Genomic DNA, 14,087 nt, shown 5'->3' with positions numbered 1-14,087 from the left:
GCGTCGATGGCGGCGCCCGGGCCGGGGACATCTCGCCCCCGCCCCCCGCAGCGGCCTCGCTGCGGGGGCCGTCCAGAGAAGCGGTGGAACGCCGGTGCCCGACGACGCCCGCCCGGAGCCCGAGCCGCGGCCGGACCTGGCGTCGCGCGCGGCCGAGCTGCTGCCGGCCGGCAGCGTGATCCGGCAGGCGTTCATCGCGCAGAGCGCGCCGAGCTTCCTGTTCTTCGTGGTGACGTACCTGACCGGTCTGACGATGCTGGTGAACAGGTACCGGTGCGTGGCCGTCACCGAGGACGGGATCTACGTGCTCGACAGCGCCAAGCTGTCCGGCGGCGCCCGCCCGCGGAGGCTGCTGGGCACGATGCCCCGCCGCACCGGGCTGGGCCCGGGCCGCGGCACGTGGTGGACGATCGAGCTGCTCGGCGAGAAGCACTGGGTGCACAAGCGCTTCTTCGAGCAGCTCGCGGCCGCGGACCGGGACGCCGGCCTCGCGCAGCCGTGACGCGGCTCACGGACCCGTGGCCCGGATCCGGCCGGCTCCGGCCGGTGCTCCGCTAGACTGACGTGGGCGTTCGCGCCCCCAACACGAATACGAGCCGACGTTCCTTTAACACCCGTCCGGGAGGCGGGGAAGGAGGTCTTCATGAGTCATGGCCAGATTGCCGACGGTGCGAACGCGCCCGTCGCCGCCCCGACCGGCACCGTGGTCCTGGGGCCCAACGAGATCCAGCGGGCGCTCACCCGCATCGCGCACGAGATCGTCGAGCGCAACAAGGGCACCCACGACGTGGTGCTCCTCGGCATCCCGACGCGCGGCGTGCCCCTCGCGCACCGGCTCGTCGAGCGGCTGACGACCATCGCCGCGGACGAGGCCGGGAGCGCGTCCATCGCACCCGCCGGCGAGCTCGACGTCACGATGTACCGCGACGACCTGCGCGACCACCCCACCCGGACCATCGGCCGCACGCAGCTGCCCGCGGGCGGCATCGACGGCAAGGTGGTCGTCCTGGTCGACGACGTCCTCTACTCCGGGCGGACGATCCGCGCCGCCCTCGACGCGATCAGCGACCTCGGGCGCCCGCGTGCGGTCCAGCTCGCGGCGCTCGTCGACCGGGGCCACCGCGAGCTGCCGATCCGCCCCGACTTCGTGGGCAAGAACCTGCCCACCTCGCACACCGAGCGGGTGCGGGTGCGGGTGGCCGAGCTCGACGGCGAGGACGCCGTCGTCATCCAGGGGACCCCGACGACGCCGACGGAGGGCGACCGATGAAGCACCTGCTGTCCGCCGCGGACCTCTCGCGCGCCGAGGCGGTCCACGTCCTCGACGCGGCCGCCGAGATGGCCGCGACGCAGTCCCGCGAGATCAAGAAGCTGCCGACGCTGCGCGGCCGCACGGTCGTGAACCTGTTCTTCGAGGACTCGACCCGCACGCGGATCTCGTTCGAGACCGCGGCCAAGCGGCTGTCGGCCGACGTCATCAACTTCTCGGCCAAGGGTTCGAGCGTCTCCAAGGGCGAGTCCCTCAAGGACACGGCCCTGACGCTGCAGGCCATGGGCGCCGACGCGGTCGTGGTCCGCCACCAGGCGTCGGGCGCGCCGCACCTGCTCGCGCACGCCGGGTGGCTCGACGCCGCCGTCGTGAATGCGGGCGACGGCACGCACGAGCACCCCACGCAGGCGCTCCTGGACGCCTTCACGCTGCGCCGGCACCTGGCCGGCGACCCGTCGCTGGGGGCGACGTCCGGGCTCGGCGCGGACCTCGACGGCCTCCACGTGGCCGTGGTCGGGGACGTCCTGCACTCGCGGGTCGCGCGGTCGAACGTCGCGCTGCTGACCACGCTGGGCGCGCACGTGACGCTCGTGGCGCCGCCGACGCTCGTCCCGGTCGGCGTCGAGAGGTGGCCCTGCGAGGTCTCGTACGACCTCGACGCGACCCTCGCCGACGGCAAGCCCGACGCCGTCATGATGCTCCGCGTGCAGCGCGAGCGGATGAGCTCCGCGGGCGGCGGGTTCTTCCCGAGCCCGCTCGAGTACTCGCGCGCCTATGGCCTCGACGGCCGCCGCCTCGCGACCCTGCCCGAGCACACGATCGTCATGCACCCCGGCCCGATGAACCGCGGCCTCGAGATCTCCGCGGAGGCGGCGGACTCGCCGCGCGCGGTCATCGTCGAGCAGGTCGCCAACGGCGTCGCGGTCCGCATGGCCGTGCTCTACCTGCTGCTCGCGGGGCAGTCCGACGCCCCGACCACCGCCCGTCCCCAGGAGGCCCACGCATGAGCGCCGCTCCCACCAGCCCGACCGACTCGTACCTCCTGCGCGGGGTCCGACCCCTGGGCGGCGAGCGAGCGGACGTGCTCGTGCGCGACGGCGTGATCGCGCGGATCGAGCCGAGGATCGCCGACGGCGACGTGCCGGCGGACGCGACCGTCGTCGAGGCGACCGACCTCGTCGCGTTGCCCGGCCTCGTCGACCTGCACACGCACCTGCGCGAGCCGGGCCGCGAGGACACCGAGACCATCGCGTCGGGCACGCGGGCCGCCGCGGCGGGCGGGTTCACCGCGGTCCACGCGATGGCGAACACGACGCCCGTCGCGGACACCGCGGGCGTCGTGGAGCAGGTGTGGCGGATCGGCCGCGACGCCGGCTGGGTCGACGTGCATCCCGTGGGCGCGGTCAGCGTCGGGCTGGCCGGCGAGCAGCTCGCCGAGCTCGGCGCGATGGCGCAGTCCGCCGCACGCGTCCGCGTCTTCTCCGACGACGGGAAGTGCGTCTCGGACCCGGTCCTCATGCGGCGGGCGCTCGAGTACGTCAAGGCGTTCGACGGCGTCGTCGCGCAGCACGCGCAGGAGCCGCGCCTGACCGAGGGCGCGCAGATGAACGAGGGCGCCGTCTCCGCCGAGCTGGGGCTCGCGGGCTGGCCGGCGGTCGCCGAGGAGGCGATCATCGCCCGCGACGTGCTCCTCGCCGAGCACGTGGGCTCGCGGCTGCACGTGTGCCACCTGTCGACGGCCGGCTCGGTCGAGCTCGTGCGCTGGGCCAAGGGCCGCGGCATCGACGTGACCGCCGAGGTCACGCCCCACCACCTCGTCCTCACGGACGAGGAGGCGCGCGGGTACGACCCGACGTTCAAGGTCAACCCCCCGCTGCGCACGCAGGCCGACGTCGACGCGGTCCGCGAGGGCCTCGCCGACGGGACGATCGACATCGTCGCGACCGACCACGCCCCGCACGCCCGCGAGGACAAGGACTGCGAGTGGGCCGCGGCGGCGTTCGGGATGACGGGACTCGAGACGGCGCTGAGCGTCGTGCAGGCGACCATGGTCGACACCGGCAGCCTCACCTGGGCCGACGTCGCCCGGGTGATGTCGGCGAACCCCGCGCGGATCGGCCGCATCGACACGGGCGAACGCGCCCAGGGCCGACCCCTCGCGGTCGGCGAGCCCGCCAACCTCGTGCTCGTCGACCCGGCCGCGCGCCGCGTCGTCGACGGCCGCGCGCAGCAGACCGCGAGCGCCAACACGCCCTTCGCGGGGCGGGAGCTGCCGGGGCGCGTGGTCGCGACGTTCCTGCGCGGGCGGGCGACGGTGCTCGACGGCTCGCCGGTCGAGGCCGCGCTGGTGGCGGGGGGTGCCCGGTGAACCTGCCGCTGCCGGTCGCCGTCGGCATCTGGGTCGTCCTCGCGGCGGCGCTGCTCTCGATCATGTGGTTCGGCTGGCGGGGACGCTCGCGCCGCGGACGGGCGCTCGTCCCGGCGCTCCCCGCCCGGCCCGACGACGCCGCGCTCGGCGAGGCCCGCACCCAGCCCGTGGACGCGGTGTACGTGTCGAGCACGACCGCGGGAGACTGGCTGGACCGGGTCGCGTCCCACGACCTGGGCTTCCGGTCGAACGCGACGGTGCAGGTCTTCGCGGGCGGGGTGGTCGTCGAGCGCCAGGGCGCCGAGGACGTGTTCGTCCCGGCCGAGGCGGTGGTCGAGGCCAAGACGGCGCCCGGCATGGCGGGCAAGTTCGTCGGCAAGGACGGGCTCGTCGTCGTGACGTGGCGGCTCGCCGCCCCGGGCGCCGACGGCACGGTCGCGCTCGACACAGGACTGAGGACCAGGCACGCGGACGACAGGCCGCTGCTGGTCGACGCGGTCAACGCGCTGAGACCCGCGGGCCACGCCCCGGGTGACGCGGCGCCGACCGCCGCGCGGGACGACGCCGCGCAGGAGACGACGGAGGAGAAGAAGTGAACGCACCTGCCCCCCAGCACGCAGCCCCGACGGAGCTGCCCGCCGACCTCGGCCCCGACGCCGCGGTCCTCGTCCTCGAGGACGGCCGCACGAGCGTGGGCCGCGCCTACGGCGCCCGCGGGACGACGGTCGGCGAGATCGTCTTCAACACCGGCATGACCGGCTACCAGGAGACGCTGACCGACCCGTCCTACCACCGGCAGATCGTCGTCATGACGGCGCCGCACATCGGCAACACGGGCGTCAACGACGAGGACCCCGAGTCGGGCCGCATCTGGGTCTCCGGGTACGTGGTGCGTGACCCCGCGCGCCGGTACTCGAGCTGGCGCGCGGACCGGTCGCTGGACGAGGAGCTCGCCGCGCAGGGCGTGGTGGGGATCAGCGACGTGGACACGCGGGCGCTGACCCGGCACCTGCGCGAGCTCGGCGTCATGCGGGCGGCGATCTTCTCGGGCGACGACCTCGTCCGCGGCGGGCGCGTGCGCCCGGTCGCCGAGCTCGTCGACGAGGTCCGCTCGGCCCCCGCGATGGAGGGGGCGGCCCTCGCCGCCGAGGTCTCGGTGACCGAGCCGTACACGATCGAGCCGCTCGGCGAGCACGCGGGCGCCGGGCCGGTCGCGACCGTGGTCGCGGTCGACCTCGGGATCAAGTCGATGACGCCGCACCGGATGGCGGAGCGCGGCATGCGCGTCCACGTGGTCCCGGCCACCACGGACATCGCCACGATCGAGGCCCTCCACCCGGACGGCGTGTTCTTCTCCAACGGCCCGGGCGACCCCGGCGCCGCGACCACCGAGGTCGAGCTGCTCCGCGCCGTCCTGGACCGGAAGATCCCGTACTTCGGGATCTGCTACGGCAACCAGATCTTCGGGCGGGCCCTCGGCTACGGCACCTACAAGCTCGCCTACGGGCACCGCGGCATCAACCAGCCCGTGATGGACCGGACGACCGGCAAGGTCGAGGTCACGGCCCACAACCACGGCTTCGCGGTCGACGCCCCGCTCGACGGCGAGTCGACCGCCCCGTACGACGGCGGCCGGTACGGCCGGGTGCGCGTGTCGCACGTCGGGCTCAACGACCAGGTGGTCGAGGGGCTCGAGGCGCTCGACCTGCCCGCCTTCTCCGTCCAGTACCACCCCGAGGCGGCGGCCGGCCCGCACGACGCGGCGTACCTCTTCGACCGCTTCCTCGACCTCATGAACCAGAGCACGACCGAGCAGGAGGCCTGACCCGTGCCGCGCAGAACCGACATCAAGAGCGTCCTCGTCATCGGCTCGGGCCCCATCGTCATCGGGCAGGCGTGCGAGTTCGACTACTCGGGCACGCAGGCCTGCCGCGTGCTCAAGGAGGAGGGCCTGCGGGTCGTCCTCGTGAACTCGAACCCGGCGACGATCATGACGGACCCCGAGTTCGCCGACGCGACGTACGTCGAGCCGATCACCACCGACGTGCTCACCACGATCATCGCCAAGGAGCGCCCGGACGCGCTGCTCCCGACGCTCGGCGGCCAGACCGCCCTCAACGCGGCCATCGCGCTGCACGAGGCCGGCGTCCTCGAGAAGTACGACGTCGAGCTCATCGGCGCGAACATCCCCGCGATCCAGAAGGGCGAGGACCGCGAGCAGTTCAAGGGCGTCGTCGCCAAGTGCGGCGGCGAGAGCGCGCGCTCGGAGATCATCCACACGATCCCCGAGGCGATCGCGGCCGCGGAGTCGCTGGGTTACCCGATGGTCGTGCGGCCGTCGTTCACCATGGGCGGCCTCGGCTCCGGCATCGCGTACGACGAGGTCGACCTGCGCCGGATCGTCGGCCAGGGCCTGCACTACTCGCCGACCACCGAGGTCCTCCTGGAGGAGTCGATCCTCGGCTGGAAGGAGTACGAGCTCGAGCTCATGCGCGACAAGCACGACAACGTCGTGGTCGTGTGCTCGATCGAGAACGTCGACCCGGTCGGCGTCCACACGGGCGACTCGATCACCGTCGCGCCCGCTCTCACGCTCACGGACCGCGAGTACCAGAAGCTGCGCGACATCTCGATCGCCGTGATCCGCGAGGTCGGCGTCGACACCGGCGGCTGCAACATCCAGTTCGCCGTCGACCCCGCGACGGGCCGCGTCATCGTCATCGAGATGAACCCCCGGGTGTCCCGCTCGTCCGCGCTCGCGTCGAAGGCGACGGGCTTCCCGATCGCGAAGATCGCCGCGAAGCTCGCCGTCGGCTACACGCTGGACGAGATCCCCAACGACATCACGCAGGTCACCCCGGCGAGCTTCGAGCCGACGCTCGACTACGTCGTCGTGAAGGTGCCGCGGTTCGCGTTCGAGAAGTTCCCGGCCGCGGACCCGACCCTCACGACCACCATGAAGTCCGTCGGTGAGGCCATGGCGCTCGGCCGGAGCTTCACCGAGGCGCTCGGCAAGGCCATGCGGTCGATCGACAAGTCCGGCTCGGTGTTCCACTGGGACGGCGAGCCGGTCTCCGGCGCCGACCTCGACGCGCTGCTCGAGCAGATCGGCCGCCCGACCGAGGGCCGGATCATCGGCGTCCAGCAGGCGCTGCGCGCCGGCGCGACGGTCGAGCAGGTCTTCGACGCGACCAAGATCGACCCGTGGTTCCTGGACCAGATCCAGCTGATCAACGAGGTCGCGGCGGCTGTCGCCGACGCGCCCGCCCTCACGCGCGACGTCCTCGCGCGGGCCAAGCGGCACGGGCTGTCGGACGCGCAGGTCGCGCGCCTGCGGCGACTCGGTCCGGCCGGCGAGGCGACGGTCCGCGAGGTGCGCTACGCGCTCGGCGTCCGCCCCGTCTTCAAGACGGTCGACACGTGCGCCGCCGAGTTCGCCGCCCGCACGCCGTACCACTACTCGTCCTACGACGAGGAGACCGAGGTCCGGCCGCGCGAGCGCGAGGCCGTGATCATCCTCGGCTCCGGCCCGAACCGCATCGGCCAGGGCATCGAGTTCGACTACTCGTGCGTGCACGCGACGCTCGCGCTCGCCGACCGCTACGAGACCATCATGGTCAACTGCAACCCGGAGACCGTCTCGACGGACTACGACACGTCCGACCGCCTGTACTTCGAGCCGCTCACGTTCGAGGACGTGCTCGAGGTCTACCAGGCCGAGCTCGCCGTGGGGCCGGTCAAGGGGATCATCGTGCAGCTCGGCGGGCAGACGCCCCTGAGCCTCGCGCAGAAGCTCGCCGACGCGGGCCTGCCGATCCTCGGCACCAGCCCCGCGGCGATCGACGCAGCCGAGGACCGCGGCCTGTTCGGCCAGGTCCTCGCCGACGCCGGCCTCCCGGCCCCCGCGTTCGGCACGGCGCGCTCGCTCGAGCGGGCCCGCGAGGTCGCCGAGTCGATCGGGTACCCGGTCCTCGTGCGCCCGTCGTACGTGCTGGGCGGCCGCGGCATGGAGATCGTGTACTCCGCCGAGCAGCTCACGGGCTACGTCGAGCGTGCGCTCGTCGCCGCGAACGAGCAGGCGGCCGGCTCGCTGCCGGCCCCGCTGCTCATCGACCGCTTCCTCGACGACGCGATGGAGATCGACGTCGACGCGCTCTACGACGGCACCGACATGTTCCTCGGCGGCGTCATGGAGCACATCGAGGAGGCCGGTATCCACTCGGGCGACTCGGCGTGCGTCCTGCCGCCGGTGTCGCTGTCGGCCGCCGAGCTCGAGCGGATCCGCACCTCGACCGAGGCGATCGCCAAGGGCGTCGGCGTCCGCGGGCTGCTCAACGTCCAGTACGCGCTCGTCTCGGACACGCTCTACGTCCTGGAGGCGAACCCCCGTGCGTCGCGGACCGTGCCGTTCGTCTCCAAGGCGACGGGCGTCCCGCTCGCCAAGGCCGCGGCGCGCGTCATGGCGGGGGAGACCATCGCGGACCTGCGTGCCGAGGGCCTCCTGCCCTCCGACCGCGACGGCGCCACGATCGACCTCGACGACCCGATCGCCGTCAAGGAGGCCGTGCTTCCCTTCAAGCGGTTCCGCACCGCCGAGGGCGTCGCGGTCGACACGGTGCTCGGCCCGGAGATGCGCTCGACGGGCGAGGTCATGGGCTTCGACGTCGACTTCCCGAGAGCGTTCGCCAAGTCGCAGTCCGCGGCGTTCGGCGGCCTGCCGGAGTCCGGTCGCGTGTTCGTCTCCGTGGCGGACCGGGACAAGCGGTCCATCGTCCTGCCGATCCGCCGCCTGACCGAGCTCGGCTTCGAGGTGCTGGCCACCGAGGGCACCGCGGTCGTGCTGCGGCGCAGCGGGATCCCCGCCACCGTCGTGCGCAAGTACTCCCAGGGCCGCGGCGCCGACGGCGAGCCGACCATCGTGGACCTCATCACCGAGGGCGAGGTCGACATGGTCGTCAACACCCCGAACGGCCAGGGCGCGCGCGCCGACGGCTACGAGATCCGCGCCGCGACGACGGCCGCCGACAAGCCCATCGTCACGACCGTCCAGCAGCTGTCGGCCGCGGTCCAGGGCATCGAGGCGCAGCTCGCCGGGCCGTTCGCCGTCGGGAGCCTGCAGGAGCACCTCGCGGTGCGGGCCGCCCGCTCGGCCGGGGCGACCGTGTGAGCGCGCGGCAGCCGTCCTTCGGCGCGCGGCTCGCCGCGGCCATGGACGACCACGGCCCGCTGTGCGTGGGGATCGATCCGCACGCGAGCCTGCTCGAGGCGTGGGGGCTGCCCGACGACGCGGCCGGGGTGCGCGAGTTCGGCCTCCGGGTCGTGGAGGCGGTCGGAGGACGCGTGGCGGCCGTCAAGCCGCAGGCCGCGTTCTTCGAGCGCCACGGCTCGCGCGGGGTCGCGGCGCTCGAGGACGTGATCGCGGCGGCCCGGGCTGCCGGGACCCTCGTCGTCGTGGACGCGAAGCGTGGGGACATCGGCTCGACCATGGACGCCTACGCGGAGGCGTTCCTCCGGGACGGCTCGCCGCTCGCGGGCGACGCGCTGACGGTCTCGCCGTACCTCGGCTTCGGCTCGCTCACGCCCGCGGTCGACCTGGCGCTCTCGTCGGGACGCGGCCTGTTCGTGCTGTGCCTGACCTCCAACAAGGAGGGTCACGAGGTGCAGCACGCGCGGACCCTGACGCCGGAGGGCCGGCCGGGCGGCCCGAGCGTGGCCGCCACCATGGCCGGCCATGCGGCGGCGCTCAACGCGGACGTCGACCCGATGGGGTCGATCGGGCTCGTCGTCGGGGCCACCGTGGGCGACGCCGCGGAGCGGACGGGCACGGACCTCACCGCCGTCAACGGCCCGCTGCTGGCGCCCGGTGTGGGGGCCCAGGGCGGCGGGGCAGCCGAGCTCGCCGCCGTGTTCGGCGACGCGCGCCGCCAGGTGCTCGCGTCGTCGTCGCGCGGGGTGCTGCGTGCGGGCCCCGACGCCGCGGCGCTGCGCCGCGCGGCCGACGAGGCCGTCCTCGAGGCGCGGGCCGCGCTCCGCGGCTGACGTGCCCACGTCCCGGAGACCTCGCGCCTCGGGCCCCTGACCTGCCAGGATGGCCCGATGGAGATCTCCGGGACGTGGAACGCGCGCGACGTCGGCGGCCGGGCGACGCCGCGCGGCGGCACCGAGCCGCTGCGCGAGGGCGTGCTGCTGCGGACCGCCAGCCTGTCCGGACTCGACGACGCCGGCCGCGCCACGCTCGCGTCCCTCGGCGTCACCACCGTGCTCGACCTGCGCGGGACGGCGGAGGTCGAGCGGGACGGCGCCGACGCCGTCGGGCCGGACGTCATCGTCCTGCACCGGGCCATGGACCCGGCGGCCGCCCTCGCGTCCTCCCGCGCCGAGCCCGCTCCGGTCGGCGACGGCGGTGCCGCGACGTCGCCGACCGCCGACACCCAGGCCCTCGTCGCCCGGCTTCTCGAGGCCGACCGGCCCGCCGACGTCGCGCGCGCCATGATGCGTGCCGTGTACGCGTCGTTCGTCACCGACGCCGCCGTCCGCTCCGCCGTCGGCCGCGCCCTCACCGACCTGGCCCGCGCCGACGGCGCCTCGGTGGTGCACTGCTCGGCCGGCAAGGACCGGACCGGGTGGCTCGTCGCCCTCGTCCAGTACCTGTGCGGCGTCGACGACGACGCGCGGCTCGCCGAGTACCTCCTCAGCGCGCAGTCCGCCGCCACGATGCTCGCGCGGATCCCGCCGGTGCCCGGCCTGACGGCGGACGCGGCCGAGCCGTTCGTCTCCGTGGAGGACGACTACCTGCTCTCCGCGTGGGAGCTCGCGGCGCGCGAGCACGGCAGCGTGGACGCGTACGTCGCCGCCTGCGGGCTGTCGTCGGCCGACCGGGACGCGCTCGTCGGACGGTTCGTCTGACCGTCGGAGCAGGTCAGGGATCACCTGTGCGTTGCGCGTGTCCGGCGTGGATCGATTGCACGGGCCCCGGTGCCTCGCTACGTTCGAGGGGAGCAGTTGCCGTCCGGCATCCCCACCACTCGAAGGGCGACCACCGTGGCACTCCCGAACCTCACCCCAGAACAGCGCGCCGCCGCGCTCGAGAAGGCCGCAGCGGCCAGGCGCGCCCGCGCCGAGGTGAAGAACCGGCTCAAGTACTCGCAGGGCTCGCTGTCGGAGGTGATCGAGCAGGGCCAGACCGACGACGTGATCGGCAAGCTCAAGGTCGTCGCCCTGCTGGAGTCCCTGCCCGGCGTCGGCAAGGTCAAGGCGCGTGCGATCATGGAGGAGATCGGGATCGCCGAGACTCGCCGTGTCCGTGGGCTCGGCCCGCACCAGGCGAAGGCCCTGATCGAGAGGTTCGACTCGAAGGGCTGAACGATCACACGCACCGACCCCGCCGTGGCCCGCGCCCGGCTCACCGTCCTCGCAGGTCCGACGGCCGTCGGCAAGGGCACCGTCTCGGCGGACGTGCGCGCCCGCTACCCCGAGATCTGGCTCTCGGTGTCGGCCACCACCCGGCCGCCGCGCCCGGGCGAGATCGACGGCGTGCACTACGTGTTCCTCACCGAGGAGCAGTTCGACCGGATGGCCGCCGACGGCGAGCTGCTCGAGTGGGCCGTGGTCCACGGCAGGCACCGCTACGGGACACCGCGCAGGCCGGTCCTCGAGCGCCTCGCCGACGGGCGCCCGGTGCTCCTCGAGATCGACCTCCAGGGCGCGCGGCAGGTCCGGGAGTCCATGCCTGACGCGCGGTTCGTGTTCCTCGCGCCGCCGAGCTGGGACGAGCTGGTCCGCCGCCTCGTGGGGCGGGGGACGGAGGACGCGGAGGAGCGCGAGCGCCGGCTGCGGACGGCCCGCGTGGAGCTCGCCGCGGAGCCCGAGTTCGACCACACGATCGTCAACGACGAGGTCCACCGCGCCACCGACGAGCTGGTCACCGTGATGGGCCTGGCGCCGCACGGCCTGGGCCGGTCCGCCGGGGCCGTCACCGCCTGACGGCGGCCGGTGCGGGCCGCGCCCGCCCCCGACCCCGTAGAATGGGTGTCGGATCCCCTTCTCCCCACTGTGAACTGGAGCTTCCGTGTCCGGAACCGTCGCCCAGCCCGAGGGCATCACCGACCCGCCGATCGACGACCTGCTCGACCGCGCGGACTCGAAGTACGCGCTCGTCATCTACGGCTCGCGCCGCGCCCGCCAGATCAACTCGTACTACGCCCAGCTCAACGAGGGCCTGCTCGAGAACGTCGGCCCGCTCGTCGAGACGCGCCCGCAGGAGAAGCCGCTGTCGATCGCGCTGCGCGAGATCAACGCCGGCCTGCTCACGATGACGGAGCGCGAGGTCGTCGAGGGCGAGGACGCGGACACCGCGTCGCCGCCTCAGCTCTGAGACCGGCCGAGCCGGTCCGGGCCTGCTGACATGCGCGTCGTCCTCGGGGTAGCGGGCGGGGTCGCCGCCTACAAGGCGGTCCTGCTGCTGCGCCTGCTTCGCGAGGCGGGGCACGCCGTCCGCGTGATCCCCACCGCGGCGGCGCTCCGCTTCGTCGGCGCGCCCACGTGGGAGGCGCTGTCGGGCGAGCCCGTGAGCACCGACGTGTTCGACGACGTCCCCGGGGTCGCGCACGTCGCCCTCGGGCAGTCGGCCGACCTCGTGGTCGTCGCGCCCGCGACAGCGGACCTCCTCGCACGCGCGGCCACGGGACAGGCGGACGACCTGCTGACGGCGACGCTGCTCGTGACCCGGGCGCCCGTCGTGATGGCGCCCGCGATGCACACCGAGATGTGGGAGCACCCCGCCACGGTCGCGAACGTCGCGACGCTGCGGGCGCGCGGCGTGCACGTGATCGAGCCCGCGTCGGGCCGTCTCACCGGCGCCGACAGCGGCCCCGGACGCCTGCCCGAGCCCGAGGAGATCGCGCGCGTCGCGCTCGACGTGGCCGGTCGCGGGACGACGCCCCGGGACCTCGCCGGCCGCCGCGTCGTCGTCTCGGCCGGGGGCACGCGCGAGGCCATCGACCCGGTGCGCTTCATCGGGAACTCCTCGAGCGGCAAGCAGGGCGTCGCCCTCGCCCGTGCGGCCGTGGCCCGCGGCGCCGACGTGGTGCTCGTCGGAGCGAACCTCGCGCAGACGCCGACAGGCGTCGGGACGTTCGTCCCCGTCGTGTCCACGGCCGAGCTGCGCGACGCCGTCCGAGCCGCCGCGCGTGAGGCGGACGCCGTCGTCATGGCCGCCGCGGTGGCTGACTTCCGTCCCGTCCACGTGCCCGACGCGAAGATCAAGAAGGTGCCGGGCGAGCCGCCGGCGCCCATCGAGCTCGTCGAGAACCCCGACATCCTCCGGGAGCTGGCGACCGACCGGCTACGCCCGGGCCAGGTCGTCGTCGGCTTCGCCGCCGAGACCGGCGACGCGACCGGCGACGTCCTGTTCCACGGCCGCGCGAAGGCACGCCGCAAGGGCGCCGACCTCGTCGTGGTGAACGCCGTCGGGGCCGGGAAGGCCTTCGGGACGGACGAGAACGACGTGACGATCGTCGACGCCTCCGGCGAGGTCGTCGAGACCGCGGCCGGCCCCAAGGAGCGCGTGGCCGACGTCGTGTGGGACGCCGTCGTCAAGCTGCTCGGTTGACCCTTCTCGTTCGCCTGTCAGCACAGCCGCCCGGGCTCGCGCCGTCGTCGTGCGCGACCCTGGCGGGCGAACCCGGGAGGCCGGCGCGGCGTGCGGGGAGCCGGCAGTCTGCTGGGTGATGCCGGCGTCAAGGGCGCCACGCCCTCGAACCGCCCGACCGGCCGAGAGGTACGGCACCGCGGCGCGGCTCAGTCGCGCTGCTGCCAGGTGCACAGGCAGGACCGGTTGCCCTCCGGGTCGGTGAGCACCCAGAACGCCGGCGCGGCGCCGTCGTCCACCGTCCCTCCGGCCGCGAGCGCGGCGTCGATCCGGGGCTGGACCTGCGAGGGCGGCACCCAGACGTCGAGGTGCCAGCGCTGGCGCGGCTCGTCCGATCCCGAGGCCTGGAACCAGACCATCGGTTGGGCGCCTGCGGGGTCACGCAGCTCGTCGTCGAGACCCTCGGCGCGCTGGTAGCCGAGGAACGCCTGCCAGAACGGCAGGACGCGGGCGTGGTCCGGGGAGTCGAGCGCGAGCTCGACCCGGGACACACCCGTGTCGTCGGGGGTGAGGTCACGGACCGCGGCCGCCTCGGTCACCTTGCGTGCCAGGTCGACGTCGCGCGCGGTGAGCCCGCCGGCGTCGTGGCTCGTAAGGGCGACGTCGACGCGCGTGTAGCGCAGGTCGACGTCGGGGTGGTGGTTCGCCTCGTCGGCGAGCGCCCCGATCGCGTCGACCAGCTCGAGACCCGTGGCGAAGTCGGGGGTCGCGAAGCGCGTCACGAGGACGCCGCCCAGGTTCGCCCAGCCCGCCAGCGCGGCGTCGTCGACCTGCTTCCCGGTGAGTGTCGTCATCGCTCC

14 protein-coding genes are annotated in these 14,087 nt (G+C 74.1%); 13 read left to right on the top strand and 1 reads right to left on the bottom strand.

Annotated features, from left to right (window positions below; translation table 11 throughout):
- Positions 1–94: 94 nt before the first annotated feature.
- The 13 genes from ACLQ14_RS05740 to coaBC all read left to right on the top strand — a co-directional run bounded on the left by ACLQ14_RS05740 (position 95) and on the right by coaBC (position 13,248).
- On the top strand, positions 95–502 hold the full coding sequence (locus tag ACLQ14_RS05740; protein WP_425810810.1) for a hypothetical protein: 408 nt from the start codon (positions 95–97) through the stop codon (positions 500–502).
- A 141-nt stretch (positions 503–643) separates the two neighbouring features.
- On the top strand, positions 644–1,270 hold the full coding sequence (gene pyrR / locus ACLQ14_RS05735) for a bifunctional pyr operon transcriptional regulator/uracil phosphoribosyltransferase PyrR (protein WP_425810808.1): 627 nt from the start codon (positions 644–646) through the stop codon (positions 1,268–1,270).
- A complete protein-coding gene (locus ACLQ14_RS05730) occupies positions 1,267–2,277 on the top strand; it encodes an aspartate carbamoyltransferase catalytic subunit (protein ID WP_425810806.1) in 1,011 nt (336 codons plus the stop codon). The genes pyrR and ACLQ14_RS05730 overlap by 4 nt, the downstream gene beginning before the upstream one ends.
- Positions 2,274–3,638 (top strand): dihydroorotase, encoded by a 1,365-nt coding sequence (locus ACLQ14_RS05725; protein ID WP_425810804.1) that lies wholly within the window; start codon positions 2,274–2,276, stop codon positions 3,636–3,638. The genes ACLQ14_RS05730 and ACLQ14_RS05725 overlap by 4 nt, the downstream gene beginning before the upstream one ends.
- Positions 3,635–4,234 (top strand): hypothetical protein, encoded by a 600-nt coding sequence (locus tag ACLQ14_RS05720; protein WP_425810802.1) that lies wholly within the window; start codon positions 3,635–3,637, stop codon positions 4,232–4,234. Before ACLQ14_RS05725 ends, ACLQ14_RS05720 begins: the two co-directional genes overlap by 4 nt.
- 35 nt (positions 4,235–4,269) lie before the next feature.
- Positions 4,270–5,463 (top strand): glutamine-hydrolyzing carbamoyl-phosphate synthase small subunit, encoded by a 1,194-nt coding sequence (carA, locus tag ACLQ14_RS05715; protein ID WP_425811637.1) that lies wholly within the window; start codon positions 4,270–4,272, stop codon positions 5,461–5,463.
- Between the two features lie 3 nt (positions 5,464–5,466).
- The gene (carB, locus tag ACLQ14_RS05710; protein WP_425810800.1) at positions 5,467–8,805 is read left to right on the top strand and encodes a carbamoyl-phosphate synthase large subunit; all 3,339 of its coding nucleotides are present in this window, start codon (positions 5,467–5,469) and stop codon (positions 8,803–8,805) included.
- Complete coding sequence (gene pyrF / locus ACLQ14_RS05705) at positions 8,802–9,677, top strand: orotidine-5'-phosphate decarboxylase (protein ID WP_425810798.1); 876 nt, start codon at positions 8,802–8,804, stop codon at positions 9,675–9,677. The genes carB and pyrF overlap by 4 nt, the downstream gene beginning before the upstream one ends.
- A 57-nt stretch (positions 9,678–9,734) precedes the next feature.
- Positions 9,735–10,544, top strand: a complete 810-nt coding sequence (locus ACLQ14_RS05700) for a tyrosine-protein phosphatase (RefSeq protein WP_425810796.1) — start codon at positions 9,735–9,737, stop codon at positions 10,542–10,544.
- Positions 10,545–10,679: 135 nt separating this feature from the next.
- Positions 10,680–11,000 carry an integration host factor, actinobacterial type gene (gene mihF / locus ACLQ14_RS05695; protein ID WP_425810794.1) on the top strand — a complete coding sequence of 107 codons (321 nt, stop codon included), beginning with the start codon at positions 10,680–10,682 and terminating at the stop codon, positions 10,998–11,000.
- Positions 11,001–11,024: 24 nt separating this feature from the next.
- Positions 11,025–11,621 carry a guanylate kinase gene (gene gmk / locus ACLQ14_RS05690; protein WP_425810792.1) on the top strand — a complete coding sequence of 199 codons (597 nt, stop codon included), beginning with the start codon at positions 11,025–11,027 and terminating at the stop codon, positions 11,619–11,621.
- An 85-nt stretch (positions 11,622–11,706) separates the two neighbouring features.
- On the top strand, positions 11,707–12,012 hold the full coding sequence (gene rpoZ / locus ACLQ14_RS05685) for a DNA-directed RNA polymerase subunit omega (RefSeq protein ID WP_425810790.1): 306 nt from the start codon (positions 11,707–11,709) through the stop codon (positions 12,010–12,012).
- Between the two features lie 30 nt (positions 12,013–12,042).
- Positions 12,043–13,248 carry a bifunctional phosphopantothenoylcysteine decarboxylase/phosphopantothenate--cysteine ligase CoaBC gene (gene coaBC, locus ACLQ14_RS05680; protein ID WP_425810788.1) on the top strand — a complete coding sequence of 402 codons (1,206 nt, stop codon included), beginning with the start codon at positions 12,043–12,045 and terminating at the stop codon, positions 13,246–13,248.
- Between the two features lie 188 nt (positions 13,249–13,436).
- Here the strand turns inward: coaBC and ACLQ14_RS05675 are convergent, their stop codons facing one another.
- Positions 13,437–14,081, bottom strand: a complete 645-nt coding sequence (locus tag ACLQ14_RS05675) for a 4a-hydroxytetrahydrobiopterin dehydratase (protein WP_425810785.1) — start codon at positions 14,079–14,081, stop codon at positions 13,437–13,439.
- Positions 14,082–14,087 lie beyond the last annotated feature (6 nt).

This window comes from Luteimicrobium sp. DT211 (genome assembly GCF_049844995.1).
Classification (GTDB): Bacteria; Actinomycetota; Actinomycetes; order Actinomycetales; family Cellulomonadaceae; genus Luteimicrobium.
The sequence above is the reverse complement of the archived record's forward strand: the minus strand, read 5'-3'. Positions and strand labels throughout refer to the sequence as shown.

Excerpts from the sequence above, each read along its gene's own strand:
- pyrR (WP_425810808.1), top strand. The coding sequence starts at position 644 with ATGAGTCATGGCCAGATTGCCGACGGTGCGAACGCGCCCGTCGCCGCC.
- ACLQ14_RS05730 (WP_425810806.1), top strand. The coding sequence starts at position 1,267 with ATGAAGCACCTGCTGTCCGCCGCGGACCTCTCGCGCGCCGAGGCGGTC.
- ACLQ14_RS05725 (WP_425810804.1), top strand. The coding sequence starts at position 2,274 with ATGAGCGCCGCTCCCACCAGCCCGACCGACTCGTACCTCCTGCGCGGG.
- ACLQ14_RS05700 (WP_425810796.1), top strand. The coding sequence starts at position 9,735 with ATGGAGATCTCCGGGACGTGGAACGCGCGCGACGTCGGCGGCCGGGCG.
- coaBC (WP_425810788.1), top strand. The coding sequence starts at position 12,043 with ATGCGCGTCGTCCTCGGGGTAGCGGGCGGGGTCGCCGCCTACAAGGCG.
- ACLQ14_RS05675 (WP_425810785.1), bottom strand. The coding sequence starts at position 14,081 with ATGACGACACTCACCGGGAAGCAGGTCGACGACGCCGCGCTGGCGGGC.